Source organism: Micromonospora okii, assembly GCF_020884795.1.
In the GTDB taxonomy this organism is placed as follows: Bacteria; Actinomycetota; Actinomycetes; order Mycobacteriales; family Micromonosporaceae; genus Micromonospora; species Micromonospora okii.
The window spans coordinates 89,938-109,012 of record NZ_BBZF01000014.1 but is presented as its reverse complement, the minus strand read 5'-3'; the positions used below and the strand labels follow the sequence as shown (position 1 = coordinate 109,012).

Genomic DNA, 19,075 nt, shown 5'->3' with positions numbered 1-19,075 from the left:
CCACACCCCGCCGGGTGGCGCTATCGGCCGCACAACGGTTGGGGGTAAGTTTCTCGCACTACCAACCGGCGTGCGCTCCCGCGCGCCGTCGTTCCGCAGGGAGGTCCGCGCGATGAGCGGTGGTGACATGCTCGACTTCGAGATCCGTCCGAATCCCGCGCCGGTATCCCCCGCCGACCGGGCCGCCCTGCTGGCCAACCCGGGCTTCGGCCGGGTCTTCACCGACCACATGGTCACCATCCGGTACGCCGACGGCAAGGGCTGGTACGACGCCCGCGTCGAGGCGCGCGCGCCGATCCCGATGGACCCGGCTGCCGCCGTGCTGCACTACGCGCAGGAGATCTTCGAGGGCCTGAAGGCGTACCGCACCGGTGACGGGTCGGTGACGCTGTTCCGCCCCGAGGCCAACGCCGCCCGGTTCGCCGCCTCTGCCCGTCGGCTGGCGATGGCGGAGCTGCCGCAGGAGACGTTCGTCGAATCGCTGCGCAAGCTCGTCGAGATCGACCGGGACTGGGTGCCCGAGGGCGACGAGGGCAGCCTCTACCTGCGCCCCTTCATGATTGCCAGCGAGGTCTTCCTCGGCGTCCGCCCGGCCAACGAATACCTCTACGTCGTCATCGCCTCGCCCGCGGGGGCGTACTTCTCCGGCGGGGTCAAGCCGGTGACGGTCTGGGTCTCGCCGGACTACACCCGCGCGGCCCCGGGCGGCACCGGCGCGGCGAAGTGCGGCGGCAACTACGCCGCCTCGCTGGCGGCCCAGGCCGAGGCGATCCAGGCCGGCTGCGACCAGGTCGTCTTCCTCGACGCGGTGGAGCGCCGCTTCGTCGACGAGCTGGGCGGGATGAACCTCTTCTTCGTCTACGACGACGACACCCTGGTCACCCCGCCGCTGACCGGCACGATCCTGCCCGGCATCACCCGCGACGCGGTGCTCACCCTGGCCGCCGAGGCCGGGCACCGGGTCGAGGAGCGGCCGGTGAGCTTCGCCGACTGGCAGGCCGACGCGGCGAGCGGCCGGCTGCGCGAGGTCTTCGCGTGCGGCACCGCGGCGGTGATCACGCCGGTCGGCGGGGTGCGCTTCCCCGACGGCGAGTTCCTGATCGGCGGCGGCGAGCCGGGCCGGGTCACGATGGCGGTGCGCCAGCAGCTCGTGGACATCCAGCGCGGCCGGGCCGCCGACCCGCACGGCTGGGTGACCCGCGTCCTGTAGGGACGGGCGGGGTCACCCGAGCAGGTGGTCGCGGAGCCCGGCGAGCTGGGCGTCGCTGACGCCCGCGTGCCGCAGGTAGCCCTCCGCCGAGCCGTGCCCCTCGCGCAGCTCGGCCAGGAACAGCGTCATCGCCTCGGCCGGGGACGCCAGGAACGGCGGGGGCACCTCCTCGGCGTCGGGCAGGGTGGCGGCCAGCCAGGCGGTGAACCGCGCCGACGCCCCGGTGCTGAGCGCGTAGTCGGCGGCGATGTCGGCGTCGCTCACCCCGAGCGCCGACAGGGTCAGCGCGCAGACGACGCCCGTGCGGTCCTTGCCGGCGACGCAGTGCACGACCACCGGGGCGGCGGCGCTGTCGGCGATCAGCCCGACCGCCTCGGCCAGCCCGGCGGTGCCCGTGCCGGCCAGGTCGGCGTACCGGTCGGCGAGGAAGCGGGCCAGGCTCATGCCGGGGGTGTACTGCGCCTCCGCCCAGGCCGCGTGCTCCGGGTGGATGTGCCGGTAGGCGAGCCCGGCCAGCTCCGGCACCCGGCCGTCGCGCGCCACCTCGGACGGGCGGCGCAGGTCGATCACGGTGCGGATGCCGAGGGCGGTGAAGGCGGCCTCGTCGGCCTCGGTGATCCGGTGCAGCGAGTCGGAGCGGTAGAGCCGGCCCGTGCGCACCCGCCGCCCGTCGTGGCCGGTCAGGCCGCCGACGTCGCGGAAGTTGAACAGGGCGGGGAAGGGGCCGGGGGCAGGGGTGTCGATGCCGTCGTCCACCCGGAAACGGTAACGGCCGGCGGGGCATTCCCGATGCCCCGCCGGCCGCCTACGTGCCGTCCTCCGTTACCGGGCGGTGCCGGGCGGGATCGACGCGTACGTGTCGTCGTAGTACCCGCCCAGCTTCTCCCGGTACGCCGGGTCGGTGCTGGTCTCGTCGTACTCGGGCGCGGCCTTGATCTGGTCCTTGTCCCGGTCGACGTAGACCTTCCGCTCGTCGTGGTCGACGTGGTTGACGGTGCCGGCCGGCAGCATGACCTTCTTGCCGAAGATCCACGGCCCGGTGTCCACCACGAGGTAGCTGGAGTTCACCTCGTGGCTGGCCCGGTCCACCTTGCCGATGCCGCCGTCCGTCGCCTCCACCTTGTAGCCCACCAGGTCGGTGTCGGTGACCCCGGACTCGTGTCGGTAGCTCCACGGGTCGAAGCGCCCGGCAGGCGCGCCGCCCGCGAAGGCGCCCTGACCCCCCTGGGTCAGCGGGTCCGGCGTCCCGTGGGTCGTTCGAGGATCGAGCCGCTCCATGGCGTCCACTCCCTTTCTCGACTGTTGGGGGATTGCCTGTCGGACCCTTTCGTACCCGGTGCGGGAATCGGTACACCTGTGACTCAGGTGACTCAGGCCAGCGCGGCCTCCGCGTCGAGCGTCACCGCGGCGGCGTGCACGACGGCGGCGATGCGCAGCCCCTCGTGCACCTGCTCCCGGGTGAAGCCGGCGGCCCGCAGCGTCTTCTCGTGCGACTCCAGGCAGACGCCGCAGCCGGTGATCGCCGAGACGGCGAGGCACCACAGCTCGAAGTCGCCCTTGTCGACGCCCGGCTTGGCGATGATCTGCATCCGCAGCCGGGCCGGCATCGTGGCGTACTGCTCGTCGCCGATGAGGTGCTTGGCCCGGTAGTAGACGTTGTTCATCGCCATGATCGCGGCGGCGCCCTTGGCCGCCTCGACCGCCTCCGGGGCGAGGTGCCCGGCCGTCTCGGCGGCGATCTCGCGCAGCACCACCGGGTTGCGGGCCGCGACGGCGCAGGCCAGGGCGGTGCCCCAGGCCTGCTCCGGCTTCAGCGTCGAGGTGCCGATGGTGGAGCCGAGGTTGAGCTTGATGTCCTTGGCGTACCCGGGCAGAGCCGCCTTGACCGCGTCGAGACCCATCGTCAGGCCCCGGCGCCCGCGAGCAGCTTGGTGGCGTCGAGGGTGCCGCCGCCCTTGTTCCAGTTGCACGGGCAGAGCTCGTCGGTCTGGAGGGCGTCGAGCACCCGCAGCACCTCGGAGACGTTGCGGCCGACCGAGCCGGCGGTCACCATGGCGAACTGGATCTCGTTGTCCGGGTCGACGATGAAGGTGGCGCGCTGGGCCACGCCGTCCTCGCCGAGCACGCCGCAGTCGATGCTCAGCTCGCGCTTGATGTCGCTGAGCATCGGGAAGGGCAGGTCGCGCAGGTCCGGGTGGTCCTTGCGCCACGCGTAGTGGACGAACTCGTTGTCGACCGACACGCCGAGCACCTGGGCGTCGCGGTCGGCGAACTCGCCGTTGAGCCGGCCGAACTCGGCGATCTCCGTCGGGCAGATGAAGGTGAAGTCCTTCGGCCAGAAGAAGACGACGCGCCACTTGCCCTGGTGCGACTTGTGGTTGATCGACTCGAAGGCCTTCTCGGCGTCGAGGGAGACGCAGGCGGTGAGTTCGTACTCCGGGAAGCGGTCACCGACGGTGAGCACAGAGTCCTCCTTGACAGCGGCGCGAGGCCGATAACTGGATCAATTCCAGATACTTCCCTAGGGGTGTTTTGGCACGACAGCGGCCGGGTGACTTGTGAAGTCGATCACCAGCGGTGTGTTGTCCGCGCGTGGGAGGGCTCGGTGCGGTATCGCCACTCTCCGTCACTATCCCGGCATGTGGATTGCGCCTCCCAGAAACCGGGGGCGGGTGGCAGAGTGGTGATCGTGACCAGCACCGTCGTCATTATCGGCACCTAGCGCGCCCGGCCCACCCCTCGCCGAGCGCGCAGACCTCCCGCATCCGCGGGGGGTCTTTTTGTTGGTCCCCCTCGCCGTCCCGCCCCCTCCCGCCCGTGCCCGAAAGGACTCTCCCCATGACGTTCCAGGTCTACGACACGACGCTGCGCGACGGCGCCCAGCGCGAGGGGCTCACCTACTCGGTGGCCGACAAGCTGGCCGTCGCCCGGCTGCTCGACGAGTTCGGCGTCGGCTTCATCGAGGGCGGCTGGCCGGGCGCGGTGCCCAAGGACACCGAGTTCTTCCGCCGGGCCCGCACCGAGCTGGAGCTGAAGCACGCCCTGCTCGTAGCCTTCGGGGCCACCCGCCGGGCCGGCGTCGCGGTCGCCGACGACCCCCAGGTCCGGGGGCTGCTCGACGCGCAGACCCCGGCCGTCGCGCTCGTCGCCAAGGCCGACCTGCGCCACGTCGAGCGGGCGCTGCGCACCACCCCCGCCGAGAACCTGGCGATGATCCGGGACACCGTGGCCCACCTCGTCGCCGAGGGCCGGCGGGTCTTCGTCGACGGCGAGCACTTCTTCGACGGGTACCGGCACGACCCGGCGTACGGCGCTGCCGTGGCGGAGACCGCGCTGGCCGCCGGCGCGGAGCGGTTCGTGCTCTGCGACACCAACGGCGGGATGCTGCCCTCCCGCGTCACCGCCGCGATCGCCGACCTGACCGCCCGCACCGGCATCGACCCCGGGCGGCTCGGCATGCACGCCCAGAACGACACCGCCTGCGCGGTGGCCAACACCATCGCCGCCGTCGAGGCCGGGGTCCGGCACGTCCAGGGCACCGCCAACGGCTACGGCGAGCGCCCCGGCAACGCCGACATCTTCGCCGTCGCCGCCAACCTCCAGCTCAAGCTCGGGCTGCCCGTCCTACCGGAGGGCTGCCTGGAGCAGATGGTGCGGGTCTCCCACGCCATCGCCGAGATCGCCAACATCGCCCCCGACACCCACCAGGCGTACGCCGGGGCCGCCGCCTTCGCCCACAAGGCGGGGCTGCACGCGAGCGCGATCAAGGTGGATCCGCTGCTCTACAACCACGTGGAGCCCACCGTGGTGGGCAACGACATGCGGATCCTGATCACCGAGATGGCCGGCCGGGCCAGCGTCGAGCTCAAGAGCCGCGAGCTGGGCCTGGACCTGGCCGGCCATCCGGAGACCCTGGCGAGGGTGACCAGCCGGGTGAAGGAGCTGGAGGCGGGGGGCTGGTCCTTCGAGGCCGCCGACGCCTCCTTCGAGCTGCTGGTCCGCTCCGAGCTGCCCGGCGCCGCCCCGGCCCGGCCGTTCGCCCTGGAGTCGTACCGGGTGATGGTCGAGCACCGCGAGGACGGCGCGGTGGTCTCCGAGGCCACCGTGAAGATCCGGGTGCGCGGCGAGCGGGTGATCGCCACGGCCGAGGGCAACGGCCCCGTCAACGCCCTCGACGAGGCGCTGCGCGTCGGCCTGGCCCGGCACTACCCGGAGCTGCGCGGCTTCGAGCTGGCCGACTACAAGGTGCGCATCCTGGAGGGCAGCCACGGCACCGGCGCGGTGACCCGGGTGCTGGTGGAGACCGCCGACGGCGCGGGCCGCGACTGGACCACCGTCGGCGTGCACCCCAACGTGGTCGAGGCGTCCTGGCACGCCCTCGTCGACGCACTGACCTACGGCCTGTCGCGCGCCCGCGTGTAAGGAGGGGCCCCTTCCTAACGCCTGGGGTAGAGAAGGGCTCCCTTCTCACCCACCGGCGGCCCCCGCCCCCGCCCCCGCCCCGTCGGCGTCCGCGCCGGCCGGGGCGGGCAGGCGCAGCTCGGCCAGGACCGCGCGGTGGTCGCTGCCCGGCACCCGGTGCGCCGACACCGACCGGACAGCGATCCGCCGGTCCACCAGCACGTGGTCGATCGTCACCGGCGGGATCGGGTCCCCGTCGTACGGGCCCCAGGTGCCGGTGAGCCCGGCGCCGGTGGCGTCGGCCGCGTCGGCGTACCCGGTGGCCAGCAGCGCGCGCAGCGGGGCGTGGTCGAGCGTGGCGTTGAAGTCCCCGGCGAGGATCGACAGCCCCGCCTCCGGGGTGGCCGCCGGCTGCGCCTCCAGGTCGGTGCGCCACGCGTCGACCTGGTCGACCGCGTACGGGGCGGACGGGTGGGCCGACTCGACCCGCACCGGCGGCCCGCCCGGGGGCGTCACCGTGCCGTACGCCTGGCTGAACCCCCAGCCACCGCGATTGTGCCGGACGCCGCCCCCGTCGATCGGAAAGCGGGCGTAGAGCCCGGAGCCGGTGGTGCCCACCTGCGGGTGGAGCTGTCGATGGGGCAGCAGCGCGGCGAGGCCCAGCCGGTCCAGCTCGGCCGCCGCGTCCGGGGTGAACTCCTGCACCGCCAGCACGTCGACCCGGCGGGCGCGGACGAGGTCGACCAGGGTGGCGGCGTCGGCCGCGCCGGCCAGCAGGTTGGCGGTGAGCAGCCGCAGCTCCGGCCCGCGCGCGGCCGGCTGCGCCGAGGGCAGCGCCCGGGGCACGACCACGCCGAGCAGCGCCATCGCCACCAGGGCCGCGACCGCCGCGGGCAGGCGGCGACGCAGCGCGAGCGCCAGCGCCGCCGGCACGAGCGCCCCGGCGGCGACGTACGGGGTGAAGGCGAGCGCCTGGACCCCGGGCCCCCGTTCGAGGCCGGGCAGGCGGACCGCCGCCCAGGCCAGCCCGGGTGCCACGGCGAGCCAGCACAGGGCCGTCCGGAGCCGCTCCCGGCGGCCGTTCACCGGCCCGGCATCGGTGGACGTGATCATGGCGGCACTCTAGCCGGACGCCGGACCCGCCGGTGGGCCGAAGGAGATCGCGAATTGTCGAGGGCTCACGTTTCGCAATTTCGGCGATGGCGTCGAGCGATTTCGTAACACGCTCAACGCTATTGACCAGCCGCTTTTACCGATGCTAGTTTCCCCTTGGTCCAGGGTCGACACTCTCGGTAGTAATAGCTGCTCAAGCCCGGTTTTGGCTCCCGTTCCCGATCATTGTCGGGCGTTGGGGGAAGGGTATTCCAGCGGGCTGTGCGGTGCGGCCCGGAAACAACCCGGCTCGTTGTCCGGCGAGCCGGTCGTGTCACAAGGTCACTAAAAAGGGGGACCTGTCATGGGCACTTTCATTTCCCGTAAGGCGGCGGCGGTCACGTTCGGCGTGCTGGCGCTGACGCTGGCCGGCGGCGGAATCGCCGCCGCCCAGCCGACGACGGCGGTCAAGCCCGCCGCCCAGGCCGGCCAGCCGGGCGCACGCCCGGCCGCGCCGTCCGGGCAGCCGGTGCCGACGCGGGCCGAGGCGGCGGCGGCCAGGGCGGCGCTGAAGAAGGGCGTGGGCGCGTCGTACATCGCCGGCTCGACGTCCTTCGCGGTCGTCAGCAGTGCCGGCGGGCTGCTGCGCGCGAACGACGCGGTCTCGGCGACCAGGTACGGCCCCGGCCAGTACCAGGTCGTCTTCAACCGCAGCCTGACCCGGGGCGCCTACGTGGCGACCGTCGGCACCACCACCGACTGCTGCATCCCAGCGGCGGGGGAGATCTCGGTGGCGCCGCGGCTCGGCACGCCGAACGGCGTCTACATCCAGACGTACGACCTGACGGGCGTCCCGACGGACGTGCCCTTCCACCTGGCCGTGTTCACCCCCTGAGCGCCGCCTTCGCGATGCCGGTCCCGCCGGGGCCGGCATCGCCCCGTGCGCGCCGTCCGCGCTGGTTCGCGGCGGGCGTCCCGGTCGGGGGGAAGATCCCGGTTCCGGTGCCGAAGGCCGCCCGAGTGGCGTAATTTCCGACGTTTGTCGGGCCACCCGCCCGGGAAGCAAGGACCGTGACGGACATCTCGGACACCCTGCCCGGCCCGCCCAGCCCGGTCGATCCGGACGCGACGGCCGCGGAGCTGGAACAGACCCTCTTCGAGGTCAAGCGCGTGATCGTCGGGCAGGATCGACTCGTCGAGCGCCTGCTCACCGCGCTGCTCGCCGACGGCCACTGCCTGCTGGAGGGCGTGCCCGGCGTGGCGAAGACCCTCGCCGCGCAGACCCTCGCCACCGTCGTCGGCGGCACCTTCTCCCGCATCCAGTTCACCCCGGACCTGGTCCCCTCCGACATCGTCGGCACCCGCATCTACCGGGCCTCGGCGGAGAACTTCGACGTCGAACTCGGCCCGATCATGGCCAACCTGGTGCTCGCCGACGAGATCAACCGGGCCCCCGCCAAGGTGCAGTCCGCGCTGCTGGAGGCGATGGCCGAGCGCCAGGTCTCCATCGGCGGGCGGAGCTGGCGGGTCCCCGAGCCGTTCCTGGTGCTGGCCACCCAGAACCCGATCGAGTCCGAGGGGGTCTACCAGCTCCCCGAGGCGCAGCGCGACCGGTTCCTCATGAGGATCGTCGTCGACTACCCGGGCGACGCCGACGAGCTGGCCATCCTGTACCGGATGAGCAGCGACCGGCCGACCCCCCGCCCGGTCCTCGACCCCGGCCGGCTGCGCGCGCTCCAGCGGCGGGCCGCCGACGTCTTCGTGCACCACGCCGTCGCCGAGTACGTCGTCCGGCTGATCGTGGCCACCCGGGACCCGGGCCGGTTCGGGCTGCCCGAGATCGCGCCGCTGCTGGCGTACGGGGCGAGCCCCCGGGCCACCCTCGGCCTGGTGGCCGCCGCCCGTGCCCAGGCGATGCTGCGCGGCCGGGAGTACGTGCTGCCCGAGGACGTGCGGGAGCTGGCGGTCGACGTCCTCGCCCACCGGCTGGTGCTCTCCTTGGACGCGGTCGCCGACGGCGTCACCGCCGAGTCGGTGGTCCACCGGCTGGTCGAGGCCGTGCCGCCGCCCCGGGTCGCCGCCCGGCACCCCGGGCAGCCGGCCGACCTGGCGGCGGCGTGAGGGGCCGCGCCGCGCCGACCCCGGCGGCCGACCCCACCCTGGCCGACCTGGCTCCCGACCGGCGGCTGCGCCGGCTGGAGCTGACCGTCGCCCGCCGCCTCGACGGGCTGCTGCACGGCCAGTACCGCGGGCTGCTGCCGGGCCCGGGCAGCGAGGCCGCCGGCAGCCGCGAGTACCGCCCGGGGGAGGACGAGGTGCGCCGGATGGACTGGGCCGTCACCGCCCGGACCGCCGTCCCGCACGTCCGCGAGGTCGACGCCGACCGGGAGCTGACCACCTGGCTGCTGGTCGACGCCAGCCCCAGCATGGAGTACGGCACCGCCGACCTGGACAAGCGCGAGCTGGCGGTGGCCGCCGTCGCGGCGATCGGCTTCCTGACCGCCGGCACCGGCAACCGCCTCGGCGCGCAGGTGCTCGGGCCGGACGGGCTGCGCCGCTTTCCCGCCCGGGGCGGGCGTACCCACCTGCTCGGGCTGCTGCGGGCCCTGCTGTCCGCCCCCCGGACCGCCGGCCGCGACGACCCCGGGGCCGCGCCCCCGCCCACCCTGACCGAGGGGCTGGCCGCCGTGAGCCGGGTCGCCACCCGGCGCGGCCTGGTCGTGGTGGTCTCCGACCTCCTCGACGGGCTGCCGGACGACCCGGCGGACCCGCCGCCCTGGGAGCCGGCGCTGCGCCGGCTCGCCGTCCGGCACCGGGTGCTCGTCGTGGAGGTCACCGACCCGCGCGAGCTGGAGCTGCCAGACGTCGGCCTGATCACCCTGGCCGACCCGGAGACCGGCCGGCGGCGCGAGGTCTGGACCGGCGACCGGCGGCTGCGCGAGCGGTACGCGGCGGCGTCCGCCGCCCAACGCGACCAGGTCCGCCAGGTCCTGCGCCGGTGCGGGGCGACCCACCTGCCGCTGCGCACCGACCGGGACTGGTGCGCCGACATCGTGCGGCACGTGCACGCCCAGCGCCGGCTCGCCCTGGCCCCGGCTGCCGGCGGCGGCGCGGGCCCGACGCCGCACCCCGGCGCGGCGCGGGGAGGTGCCCGGTGAACTGGCAGTCACCCGCCCGCCTCTGGCTGCTGCTCGGCGTCGTCGCCGTCGCGGTGGCCTACCTGCTGGCCCAGCGCCGCCGCAGCCGCTACGCCGTGCGCTTCACCAACCTGCGACTGCTCGACCGGGTCGCCCCGGACCGCCCCGCCTGGCGTCGGCACGTGCCGGCCGGCCTCTTCCTGGCCATGCTGGCGCTGCTGGTGGTGGGATTCGCCCGGCCCAGCGCCGAGGTCCGGGTGCCCCGGGAACGGGCCACGGTGATGGTCGCGGTGGACGTCTCCACCTCGATGCTCGCCTCCGACGTGGAACCGGACCGGCTCAGCGCGGCCAAGCAGGCCGCCGGGCGGTTCGTCGACGGCCTGCCCGACGAGTTCAACGTGGGGCTGGTGGCGTTCGCCGGCAGCGCGGCCGTGGTGGTGCCGCCCGGCACGGACCGGGAGAACCTGCACGAGGGGATCGAGCGCCTCGCCGAGGGCACCACCGGCGTGCAGGGCACCGCCATCGGGGAGGCCATCAGCACCTCCCTCGGGGCGGTGAAGGGGCTGGACAGCCAGGCGGCGAAGGAGCCGCCGCCGGCCCGCATCATCCTGCTCTCGGACGGGGCGAACACCTCCGGCATGGACCCGATGGAGGCCGCCGCCGAGGCGGTCGAGGCCGAGGTGCCGGTGCACACGATCTCGTTCGGCACCCCGTCCGGCTTCGTCGACCGGGGCGGACGCCCCATCCAGGTGCCGGTGGACGGGCAGACCCTCCGGGCGGTCGCCGACTCCACGGGGGGCCGCTTCCACGAGGCGACCAGCAGCGACGAGCTGCGCGCGGTCTACGACGACATCGGCACCTCGGTCGGCTACCGCAAGGAACGGCAGGACATCTCCGCCCGGTTCATCGGGCTCGGGCTGGTCCTGGCGATGGGGGCTGCGGCGGGCTCGATGCGGTGGTTCTCCCGGCTGCCCTGACCAGGCGGTGACGCAGACGTGAGGAGCGGACGGATGGCAGTGCAGACCGGACTGGGCGAGCCGCGCGGGCCGTGGTTCATCTCGCCCGACCTGGGCCCCGACGGGCGCGGCCGGTGGGACGTACCCGGTGGGGGAGCGGACGGCCGGCGGAGCTGGCGGGGCCGGCTGCTGGCCGCCGCCGGGGTGGTGGCGCTCTCCACCCTCTCCGGCGCGGCGGCCGGTGCCTGGGTCGCCGACCAGACCGGCGCGCCGGGACCGGCCGCCGCCGCGGCGGCCCCGGTGCCGGCGGAGCTGGTGACCGCCGCCGAGCGGACGGTGCCCGGGGTGGTGTCGGTGCTCGTCGGGGGGCGCTCCGGCGCCTCGGCCACCGGCTCCGGGTTCGCCGTCGACGACCAGCAGCACCTGATCACCAACGACCACATCCTCGCGAAGGGCGGTGAGGGGTCGGTCACCGTGGAGCTGCCCGACGGCCGGCGCTTCCCCGCCGAGGTCGTCGGCCGGGAACCGGGCAGCGACCTGGCGGTGCTCCGGGTGCCGCCCTCCGCCGGCCTGGCCCCGCTGCCGCTGGCCAAGCCGGGAGCCACGCGGGTCGGCGAGCCGGTGCTGGCGGTCGGCTCCCCGCTCGGGCTCGCCGGCACCGTCACCGCCGGCATCGTCAGCGCGCTCGACCGCCAGGTGCGGCTCGGCGCCAACCGGCACCGGGCCGTGCAGACCGACGCCTCCATCAACCCGGGCAACTCCGGCGGCCCGCTGGTCAACGCCCGGGGCGAGGTGGTGGGGGTGAACACCGCCATCGCCACCATCGACGGCAACGGCTCGATCGGCATCGGCTTCGCCATCCCGATCGACCGGGTGCGGCAGACCGCCGACACCATCATCGGCAAGGGCGGGTGAGCTGCGCGAACCCGCCGGACCGGGGGAGAGCGCGGGGGCCACCGCCCCCCGGTGACCCCGACCGCCACCCGCGCACCCGGTGCCGGGCGCTAGCCTCGGGGCGTGGACGACGGACTGCGGGTGACCGACCGGCTGGTCGTGCCGGCCGCCGAGCTGCGCGAGCGGTTCTCCCGCTCGTCGGGCCCCGGCGGGCAGGGCGTCAACACCACCGACTCGCGGGTGGAGCTGAGCTTCGACCTGGCCAACTCGCCGAGCCTGCCGGAGTCGCTGCGCGCCCGCGCCCTGCACCGGCTGGCCGGCCGGCTGGTCGACGGGGTGCTCACGATCGCCGCGAGCGAGCACCGGGCGCAGCTCGCCAACCGGGAGGCGGCCCGGCAGCGGATGGCCGCGCTGCTGCGCGAGGCGCTCGCCCCGCCGCCCCCGCCGCGCCGCCCGACCCGCCCGTCCCGGGGGGCCAAGGAACGCCGCCTCGCCGACAAGAAGCGCCAGTCCCAGCGCAAGCGGGACCGCCGCGTCGACGGCGACTGACCGGCCGGTGCGCGGGCGAAACCGGAGGCGGTGGGGCGCGACCCGGCCGTAGGGTGGCCGCTCGTGAGCACCGAACCGGCACCCGACCTCTCCGTCAAGCCCATCCTCACCGGGGAACTGGTGGTCCTGCGCCCGTTCGTCGACGACGACGTGGCGACCTTCCGCGCGGCGCTCGCCGACCCCGAGGTGTGCCGGCTGACCGGCAGCCCGGTCGAGGAGCCCGACGAGCGGCGGCTGCGCGACTGGTACGGCAGCCGCAACGCGCAGACCGACCGGCTCGACCTGGCCGTGGTCGACCGCGCCACCGGCGGCTGCGTCGGCGAGGTCGTCCTCAACCAGTTCGACGAGCGGAACCGGAGCTGCAACTACCGCACCCTGTTCGCCGCGAGCGGCCGGAACCGGGGGCTGGGCACCGAGGCCACCCGGCTGATCGTCGGGTACGGCTTCGAGCGGCTCGGCCTGCACCGGATCGCGCTGGAGGTGTTCGCGTTCAACCCCCGGGCCCGGCGGGCGTACGAGAAGGTGGGCTTCGTCGCCGAGGGGGTGCTGCGCCAGGTGCTGCGCGACGGCGACGACTGGGTCGACGCCACCGTCATGTCGATCCTCGCCCCCGAGTGGCCCGGAGGCCGTTGAGCGGAACGCGGAGATCTGGTGGAATGACCCCGGGAGCACAACGGGCCGTCACCGACCACTTCACGTCACGTGACAGGAGTCCCTCCACCATGCTCCGAAATCCCTTCCTCTCCGCCCTCCTCGCCGGCCTCGCGGCCGTCCCCCTCACCCTGCTGGTCGGGCTGGTCGCCGCCGAGCCCGCCCGGCCGGCCGCCGCCGAGCCGGTGCGGATCATGCCGCTCGGCGACTCCATCACCGGCTCGCCCGGCTGCTGGCGCTCGATCCTGTGGAACCGGCTCCGGTCCGCCGGCCACACCGACGTCGACTTCGTGGGCACCCTCGGCCCGCAGGGCTGCGGCCAGCCGTACGACGGCGACAACGAGGGCCACGGCGGCTACCTGGTGACCAACGTCGCCAACCAGAACCTGCTGCCCGGCTGGCTGGCGGCCACCGACCCCGACGTGGTGCTCATGCACTTCGGCACCAACGACGTGTGGAGCAACATCGCGCCGGCCACGATCCTGGCGGCCTACTCGAAGCTGGTGGACCAGATGCGGGCCGGCAACCCGGCGATGCGGGTGATCGTCGCGAAGATCATCCCGATGGCCCCCGCGACGTGCGGCGAGTGCGGGCAGCGGGTGGTGGCGCTCAACAGCGCGATCGACGGCTGGGCGGCGGGGAAGGGCACGGCCACCTCCCCGATCGTGGTCGTCGACCAGTGGACCGGGTTCAGCACCGCCTCCGACACCTACGACGGGGTGCATCCCAACGGCGCGGGCGACCAGAAGATGGCCGACCGCTGGTTCCCGGCCGTGGTCGCCGCCCTCTCCGGCGTGACGCCGACCGCCAACCCGACGGGAACGCCGACGGCCTCGCCGACCGCCTCCCCGAGCCGGACGCCGACGCCGGGCCCCACCACCACCCCCGACACCAGCCCGGGGCCGGGCGCGGGCTGCGCGGCGGCCTACCGGATCGTCAACCAGTGGCAGGGCGGCTTCCAGGGCGAGGTGACCGTCCGCAACACCGGCCGGGTGGCGCTGGGCGGGTGGACCGTCCGCTTCGCCTTCGCCGACGGCCAGCGGATCACGCAGGCGTGGAACGCCGACGTGACGCAGAGCGGGACCGCCGTCACCGCGCGGAACCTGGGCTGGAACGGGACGCTCGCCCCGGGCGCCGAGGCGACCTTCGGTTTCCTCGCCGGCGCTGGCAGCGTCAACCCCGTCCCGCAGGCGGCCTGCGCCGCCGGGTGACCGGGCCGGGTCAGCCGTCGCCCAGCGCGGCGAGCAGGCGGGCGCGCAGCACGGCGGCGCGCTCGGCGAAGTCGCGCTGGGCGGCGGCGTACTCGGCGCGCCCCTGCGCCGTCTCCACCCGCACCGGCGGGTAGCCGAGCGCGGCCAGATCGTACGGGCTGGCCCGCATGTCCAGCGTGCGGATCTCGCGGGCCAGCGCGAACGCGTCGGCCACCAGCTCGCCGGGCACCAGCGGCGAGAGCCTGTACGCCCACTTGTAGAGGTCCATGTTTGCGTGCAGGCAGCCGGGCTGCTCCAGCTCGTGCTGGCGCTCCCGGGTCGGGGCGAGCACGTTCAGCGGACGGGCCGGCGCGGTGAAGAACCGGAACGCGTCGAAGTGGCTGCACCGCACGCCCCGCTCCTCGACCACCTCGGCGGTCCGCGCCGGGCTGAGCCGCAGCGGCCACGCGTTGTGGCGCACCTCCTCCTGGGTCTGCCGGTAGACCATCGCCCACTCGTGCATCCCGAAGCAGCCCAGGTGCGCCGGGCGGGCGGCGGTGGCCGCGAGCAGGGCCCGGATCCAGTCGACCGATTCGGCCCGCCGGGCGCGTACCGCCCCGGTGTCGAGGGTGAGCCCGGCGGCCGTGGCCCGATAGTCCCGGCCGAACTCGGCCGGGTCCGCGCCGCGCAGCACCATCCCCGCGCCCGGGTGCCAGCGGCGCAACTGGGCGGGGCGGTGCGAGTAGTAGGTGAAGAGGAAGTCCTCCACCGGGTGCTTCGCGCCGGTGCGGCGGCGGGCCAGGTGCGGGGCCAGCCAGGCGTCGACCCGCTCCTCGTGGGCCCGCCGCCGGGCCTGCCAGTCGGCCAGGTCGAGCGGGGCGGCGGGGGCGAGGGCGGCGGTCACCGATCCAGCGTACGACCGCCGCCCGCCCGATCCGTCGGGCCCCGCGTCAGGGCACGTCCACCCGCACCCCGGCGGAGAAGACGCCGCTGCGCAGCTCCAACTGCTCCGGCCGGTCCCGGCCGTCGACGGTGAACACCAGCGGCAGCACCAGCCGAGTGCCCGCGGCCAGGGGCTGGGCGAACACGTCCCGCCCCTGGTTGGCCAGCCGGGTCGCGGGCTCGTCGGTGCTGACCCAGGCGCCGCCCGGCAGGTACGCCCGCTGCATCTGCCCGTGCCACGTCTGCTGCTGGGGCGTGAGGTTGCGCACCCCGACGGTGGCGTGGCACTGCCGGCCGGCCGGGGGCGGGGTCGACGGTTCCGACTGAGCCGACGGGTCCGACGGGGCCGCCGGGGTGGACGGGGTCGCCGGGGTCGCCGGGGTGGACGGGGTGGACGGGGAGGCTGGGGTGGCCGGGGTCGACGGGCAGTTCACCCGGTAGACGGTGAACTCCAGCGCCTGCTCCCGCAGCGGCACGCCGACCGCCCCGGTCGTGCTGCTGCCCACCCACGCGCCGCTCGTCGGCTGGCTGTCGGTCTCGATCGCGGACACCCGCCGGGTGGCGGTCAGGGTCGCGGCGGCGACCACGCCGGCCAGCACCGCGAAGGCCGCGCCGACCAGCAGCCACACCGGCGGCCTGCGCCGACGGCGGACCCCGGGGACCGGCGCGGCGGACCTCGGCGGCGACGGGCGGGCGGGGCCCGCGCCCGCGAGCCGGGCGGCCGGGTCGACGCCGGTGGCGACGGCCCCCGTACCGGCCCCGTCGCCGGGGCGGGCGCGGCGGCGGCGCTGCCACCACCAGAGCCCGCCGAGCGTGAGCAGGAGCACCACCGCCAGCGCGGCCAACAGCACCGGGGGCCGCTGCCACGCCGGGGCGTCGGTCGCCTCGGCCGCCGGCACCGGGCTGCCGCTCCAGGTCGCCGTCGCACAGTCGTACGGCCGGTTGCCGTCGCTGGCGAAGGCGCAGGCCGGCGCGGTCACGGCCCGGCCCGGCGCGGTCGCGTTCAGCGCGGTGTGCAGGGTCGTGGTGCTCCGGGCCGGGAGCATGAGCTGCCAGGTCACCTCCGTGCTGTCGGCGGACCGGGCGGCCCGCCCGCCGGGCGTGACCCAGGACGCCGACGTCCCGGCCGGCAACTCCTGCCGCACGGTGGTGGCCACGGGCCGGTCGTCGGTGTTGCGGACCTGGACCTGGTAGCCCGGCGCGGGCGTGCCGGCCGGGGTGACCGCCACCGTCACCGGCGACGGCGCGCCCCGGGTCGGCACCACCACCGACGGGGAGACCAGCGGCGGCGGCGCGGGCGCCGCCGGGGTGGCCTCGGGCGTCGGGGTCGGTGCTGCCGCCGCCGGGCGGGCCGGCGCGGCTGCCGCCTCCGGGGCCGCCGTGGGCAGTGCCGGCACGGCGGCGAGAACGCCGAGGCAGTGTACGAACACTGCGAGGGCCCTGTGGTGTCGTGTCGATGCAGGCATACGAACGAACCTCCGGTAGCCGACGCTAGGGGCGCGGGCCCGTCGTGCGGGTACGAAGCGACGAAACCGGCCCGAGGCGGTGGGCGGCGCAGTAGGCTGCCCGCCGCCCGTGGCGTCTCCGGGGCATGGCGGGCCGGCCGGGGCTAGATTGGCCTGGTGCGTATCGCTCGTTTCGCTCATGCCAAGGGAATGTCGTTCGGGGTCGTCGAGGGTGATCCGGGGGTGGGCCTCGCGGGCCTGACCGTCGCCGAGATCGACGGACACCCGTTCGGGCAGATCCAGTTCAGCGGCGCCCGGTGGGCGCTCTCCGACGTCCGGTTGCTCTCCCCGATCCTGCCCAGCAAGGTGGTCTGCGTCGGCCGCAACTACGCCGAGCACGCCGCCGAGCAGGGCAGCGACGTGCCCAAGGAGCCGTTGCTCTTCCTCAAGCCGTCGACGTCGGTGATCGGGCCGCGTGACGCCATCCGGCTCCCGATCTTCAGCAAGCACGTCGAGCACGAGGCGGAGCTGGCCGTGGTGATCGGCGCGCCGGGGGCGCGCCGCGCCGACCGGGCCGCCGCCGAGCGGGCGATCTTCGGCTACACCTGCGCCAACGACGTCACCGCCCGGGACCTCCAGCGCTCCGACGGGCAGTGGACCCGGGCCAAGGGCTTCGACTCGTTCTGCCCCATCGGCCCCTGGATCACCACGGGGCTGGACGTCACCGACCTGGAGATCCGGTGCGAGGTGGGCCGCGACCCGGAGGAGATGGAGGTGCGGCAGCTCGGCCGTACGCGGGACATGGTCTTCGACGTGCCGGCCCTCGTGTCGTACGTCTCGCACGTCATGACGCTGCTCCCCGGCGACGTGGTCCTCACCGGCACCCCGGCGGGGGTTAGCCCCCTCGTGGAGGGGGATACGGTCACCGTGCGCATCGAGGGGATCGGGGAGCTGACCAACCCGGTGGTCCCGGTCGGCTGAGCCCGTCGGGAGCCCGGAACCGCAGCTCGGCGGCGGTTGCGGGCCCCCGATTTGGCCTGTCGGGGTGGGGAGGGTAAAGTTTCTCTCCGGTGCCGCAAGGCACCGAACGGCACCGTGAGGTGCCAATGGGGTATGGGGTAATTGGCAGCCCAACTGATTCTGGTTCAGTTAGTCTAGGTTCGAGTCCTGGTACCCCAGCAACCGACGTCCGTGAGGGTGTCGGCCGCTGGAGAAACGCTCCGGCCCTCCGCGAGGGGGTCGGTTTTGATCTCTGGTAGAGTTCAGCGGCACCGCTCGCGAGGGCGGTGAAGCAGGGAAAGTTCTGGCCCCGTCGTCTAGCGGCCCAGGACGCCGCCCTCTCAAGGCGGTAGCGCCGGTTCGAATCCGGTCGGGGCTACAAGCGTGCACGGCCCGTCTCACTCCGGTGAGGCGGGCCGTTCTGCTTTCCGGCCCTGCCATCCCTGGGGCTGCTATCCCCGTTTTGCCCTGGGGCTGCTGTGGCCCGACGGGCCTGTGAAGCTTCCCGGCTGCGTTGTGGGCTGTGAACTCCCTGGTCGCGGCAACCGGCGACCCTGCACGCGCCCCCGCACGGGCACGCCGCTAGACTACAGCGGCACCGCTCGCGAGGGCGGTGAAGCAGGGAAAGTTCTGGCCCCGTCGTCTAGCGGCCCAGGACGCCGCCCTCTCAAGGCGGTAGCGCCGGTTCGAATCCGGTCGGGGCTACAAAGAAAGGCCCGTCTCACCCAGGTGAGACGGGCCTTTTTCATTCCACCCCACCCCACCCCTGCCCCCACCCCGCCTCGTTGATCAAGAGGGTTGCGTCACGGAACGCGGGTGCTCGGGACGAAAACTTCTTGATCAACGAGGCGGGGGTGGGGGTGGTGGGGCGGGGAGGGTGGGTGGGTGGGGGTCAGAGGCCCGAGAGGCGTTGGCCGGCCCGCACGACGGCCATGGCGTGGCGCTCGCCAGGGCGGCGGCCCAGGCGTTCGATCGGGCCGGAGATGCTGATCGAGGCGATCACCCGGCCCGTGCGGTCACGGATCGGGGCGGAGACGCTCGCCACACCCGCCTCGCGCTCGGCGACGCTCTGCGCCCAGCCGCGCCGGCGGACCTCGGCGAGGGTGCGGCCGGTGAACTTCGACCGGGGCAGCAGCGGCATCACCGCCTCCGGCGGCTCCCACGCCAGCAGGATCTGCGCCGCCGAGCCGGCTGTCATCGGCAGCACGGAGCCCACCGGGACGGTGTCCCGCAGCCCGCTGGCCCGCTCGGCGGCGGCCACGCAGATCCGCTCGTCGGCGCGGCGCAGGTAGAGCTGGGCGCTCTCGCCGGTGGCGTCGCGCAGCGCGGCCAGCAGCGGCTCGGCGGCCGTCAGCAGCACGTCCGGCGCGGCGTTGGCCAGCTCGCCGAGCCGGGGGCCGGGGCGCCAGCGGCCCTGTGTGTCCCGGACCAGCATCCGATGGATCTCCAGCGCCTGTGCCAGCCGGTGCGCGGTGGCCCGGGGCAGCTTGGTGCGTTCAACGAGTTCGGCCAGGCTGGCGCCGTCGACGCAGGCGGCCAGGATGACCACCGCCTTGTCGAGAACGCCGACACCGCTCATACTGTGTCCCACAACCCGAAACATACCTCC

Annotated in this window: 19 protein-coding genes and 3 tRNA genes; 14 read left to right on the top strand and 8 right to left on the bottom strand. The window is 74.6% G+C overall.

Annotated elements, in window-relative coordinates; genetic code table 11:
* The first annotated feature begins 112 nt into the window (after positions 1-112).
* Positions 113-1,210, top strand: a complete 1,098-nt coding sequence (locus tag LPU43_RS07085; protein ID WP_229399447.1) for a branched-chain amino acid aminotransferase — start codon at positions 113-115, stop codon at positions 1,208-1,210.
* Positions 1,211-1,222: 12 nt separating this feature from the next.
* On the opposite strand, the gene LPU43_RS07080 is transcribed toward LPU43_RS07085, so the two are convergent.
* From LPU43_RS07080 to LPU43_RS07065, 4 genes are all read right to left on the bottom strand, one after another.
* Positions 1,223-1,966, bottom strand: coding sequence for a tyrosine-protein phosphatase (locus LPU43_RS07080; RefSeq protein ID WP_229399446.1), 744 nt, complete (start codon positions 1,964-1,966; stop codon positions 1,223-1,225).
* Positions 1,967-2,032: 66 nt separating this feature from the next.
* Positions 2,033-2,488 carry a PRC-barrel domain-containing protein gene (locus LPU43_RS07075; protein WP_229399445.1) on the bottom strand — a complete coding sequence of 152 codons (456 nt, stop codon included), beginning with the start codon at positions 2,486-2,488 and terminating at the stop codon, positions 2,033-2,035.
* 92 nt (positions 2,489-2,580) lie between these two features.
* Positions 2,581-3,111, bottom strand: a complete 531-nt coding sequence (ahpD, locus tag LPU43_RS07070; protein WP_229399444.1) for an alkylhydroperoxidase, AhpD family — start codon at positions 3,109-3,111, stop codon at positions 2,581-2,583.
* Between the two features lie 2 nt (positions 3,112-3,113).
* Positions 3,114-3,674 (bottom strand): peroxiredoxin, encoded by a 561-nt coding sequence (locus LPU43_RS07065; protein WP_229399443.1) that lies wholly within the window; start codon positions 3,672-3,674, stop codon positions 3,114-3,116.
* 374 nt (positions 3,675-4,048) lie between these two features.
* Here LPU43_RS07065 and cimA point away from each other — a divergent pair, with 374 nt between their 5' ends.
* Positions 4,049-5,632 carry a citramalate synthase gene (gene cimA / locus LPU43_RS07060; protein ID WP_229399442.1) on the top strand — a complete coding sequence of 528 codons (1,584 nt, stop codon included), beginning with the start codon at positions 4,049-4,051 and terminating at the stop codon, positions 5,630-5,632.
* Positions 5,633-5,677: 45 nt separating this feature from the next.
* On the opposite strand, the gene LPU43_RS07055 is transcribed toward cimA, so the two are convergent.
* Entirely contained in the window at positions 5,678-6,724 is a 1,047-nt protein-coding gene (locus LPU43_RS07055; RefSeq protein WP_229399441.1) for an endonuclease/exonuclease/phosphatase family protein, read from the bottom strand.
* A gap of 343 nt (positions 6,725-7,067) precedes the next feature.
* Between LPU43_RS07055 and LPU43_RS07050 the strand changes: the two genes are divergently transcribed.
* The 8 genes from LPU43_RS07050 (at position 7,068) to LPU43_RS07015 (ending at position 14,101) form a co-directional block, all read left to right on the top strand.
* Complete coding sequence (locus tag LPU43_RS07050; protein WP_229399440.1) at positions 7,068-7,598, top strand: hypothetical protein; 531 nt, start codon at positions 7,068-7,070, stop codon at positions 7,596-7,598.
* Between the two features lie 176 nt (positions 7,599-7,774).
* Positions 7,775-8,824, top strand: a complete 1,050-nt coding sequence (locus LPU43_RS07045) for an AAA family ATPase (protein WP_229399439.1) — start codon at positions 7,775-7,777, stop codon at positions 8,822-8,824.
* Entirely contained in the window at positions 8,821-9,861 is a 1,041-nt protein-coding gene (locus LPU43_RS07040; RefSeq protein WP_229399438.1) for a DUF58 domain-containing protein, read from the top strand. Before LPU43_RS07045 ends, LPU43_RS07040 begins: the two co-directional genes overlap by 4 nt.
* Positions 9,858-10,817 (top strand): VWA domain-containing protein, encoded by a 960-nt coding sequence (locus LPU43_RS07035; RefSeq protein WP_229399437.1) that lies wholly within the window; start codon positions 9,858-9,860, stop codon positions 10,815-10,817. The genes LPU43_RS07040 and LPU43_RS07035 overlap by 4 nt, the downstream gene beginning before the upstream one ends.
* Before the next feature lie 33 nt (positions 10,818-10,850).
* Positions 10,851-11,711 carry a S1C family serine protease gene (locus tag LPU43_RS07030; RefSeq protein WP_229399436.1) on the top strand — a complete coding sequence of 287 codons (861 nt, stop codon included), beginning with the start codon at positions 10,851-10,853 and terminating at the stop codon, positions 11,709-11,711.
* A gap of 102 nt (positions 11,712-11,813) precedes the next feature.
* Positions 11,814-12,239 (top strand): alternative ribosome rescue aminoacyl-tRNA hydrolase ArfB, encoded by a 426-nt coding sequence (gene arfB, locus LPU43_RS07025; protein WP_229399435.1) that lies wholly within the window; start codon positions 11,814-11,816, stop codon positions 12,237-12,239.
* 63 nt (positions 12,240-12,302) lie between these two features.
* Positions 12,303-12,872: a GNAT family N-acetyltransferase gene (locus LPU43_RS07020; protein WP_229399434.1), complete on the top strand. Its 570-nt coding sequence runs from the start codon at positions 12,303-12,305 to the stop codon at positions 12,870-12,872.
* Positions 12,873-12,961: 89 nt separating this feature from the next.
* On the top strand, positions 12,962-14,101 hold the full coding sequence (locus tag LPU43_RS07015) for a cellulose binding domain-containing protein (protein WP_229399433.1): 1,140 nt from the start codon (positions 12,962-12,964) through the stop codon (positions 14,099-14,101).
* 10 nt (positions 14,102-14,111) lie between these two features.
* Here LPU43_RS07015 and LPU43_RS07010 read toward each other — a convergent pair whose 3' ends face one another.
* Together LPU43_RS07010 and LPU43_RS07005 are read right to left on the bottom strand one after the other, a co-directional pair.
* Positions 14,112-14,984, bottom strand: coding sequence for a 3-methyladenine DNA glycosylase (locus LPU43_RS07010; protein ID WP_229399432.1), 873 nt, complete (start codon positions 14,982-14,984; stop codon positions 14,112-14,114).
* A gap of 46 nt (positions 14,985-15,030) precedes the next feature.
* Positions 15,031-16,452, bottom strand: coding sequence for a hypothetical protein (locus LPU43_RS07005; protein ID WP_229399431.1), 1,422 nt, complete (start codon positions 16,450-16,452; stop codon positions 15,031-15,033).
* A gap of 192 nt (positions 16,453-16,644) precedes the next feature.
* Here LPU43_RS07005 and LPU43_RS07000 point away from each other — a divergent pair, with 192 nt between their 5' ends.
* The 4 genes from LPU43_RS07000 (at position 16,645) to LPU43_RS06985 (ending at position 18,171) form a co-directional block, all read left to right on the top strand.
* On the top strand, positions 16,645-17,448 hold the full coding sequence (locus tag LPU43_RS07000; RefSeq protein WP_229399430.1) for a fumarylacetoacetate hydrolase family protein: 804 nt from the start codon (positions 16,645-16,647) through the stop codon (positions 17,446-17,448).
* A 126-nt stretch (positions 17,449-17,574) separates the two neighbouring features.
* Positions 17,575-17,646, top strand: a tRNA-Gln gene (locus LPU43_RS06995).
* A 126-nt stretch (positions 17,647-17,772) separates the two neighbouring features.
* Positions 17,773-17,845: transfer RNA gene (locus LPU43_RS06990), tRNA-Glu, on the top strand.
* A gap of 253 nt (positions 17,846-18,098) precedes the next feature.
* Positions 18,099-18,171 (top strand) — tRNA-Glu (locus tag LPU43_RS06985).
* Between the two features lie 187 nt (positions 18,172-18,358).
* Here the strand turns inward: LPU43_RS06985 and LPU43_RS06980 are convergent.
* Entirely contained in the window at positions 18,359-19,045 is a 687-nt protein-coding gene (locus LPU43_RS06980) for an IclR family transcriptional regulator (protein WP_091671614.1), read from the bottom strand.
* Positions 19,046-19,075 lie beyond the last annotated feature (30 nt).

Excerpts from the sequence above, each read along its gene's own strand:
- LPU43_RS07085 (WP_229399447.1), top strand. The coding sequence starts at position 113 with ATGAGCGGTGGTGACATGCTCGACTTCGAGATCCGTCCGAATCCCGCG.
- LPU43_RS07075 (WP_229399445.1), bottom strand. The coding sequence starts at position 2,488 with ATGGAGCGGCTCGATCCTCGAACGACCCACGGGACGCCGGACCCGCTG.
- ahpD (WP_229399444.1), bottom strand. The coding sequence starts at position 3,111 with ATGGGTCTCGACGCGGTCAAGGCGGCTCTGCCCGGGTACGCCAAGGAC.
- cimA (WP_229399442.1), top strand. The coding sequence starts at position 4,049 with ATGACGTTCCAGGTCTACGACACGACGCTGCGCGACGGCGCCCAGCGC.
- LPU43_RS07055 (WP_229399441.1), bottom strand. The coding sequence starts at position 6,724 with ATGATCACGTCCACCGATGCCGGGCCGGTGAACGGCCGCCGGGAGCGG.
- LPU43_RS07050 (WP_229399440.1), top strand. The coding sequence starts at position 7,068 with ATGGGCACTTTCATTTCCCGTAAGGCGGCGGCGGTCACGTTCGGCGTG.
- LPU43_RS07030 (WP_229399436.1), top strand. The coding sequence starts at position 10,851 with ATGGCAGTGCAGACCGGACTGGGCGAGCCGCGCGGGCCGTGGTTCATC.
- LPU43_RS07015 (WP_229399433.1), top strand. The coding sequence starts at position 12,962 with ATGCTCCGAAATCCCTTCCTCTCCGCCCTCCTCGCCGGCCTCGCGGCC.
- LPU43_RS06980 (WP_091671614.1), bottom strand. The coding sequence starts at position 19,045 with ATGAGCGGTGTCGGCGTTCTCGACAAGGCGGTGGTCATCCTGGCCGCC.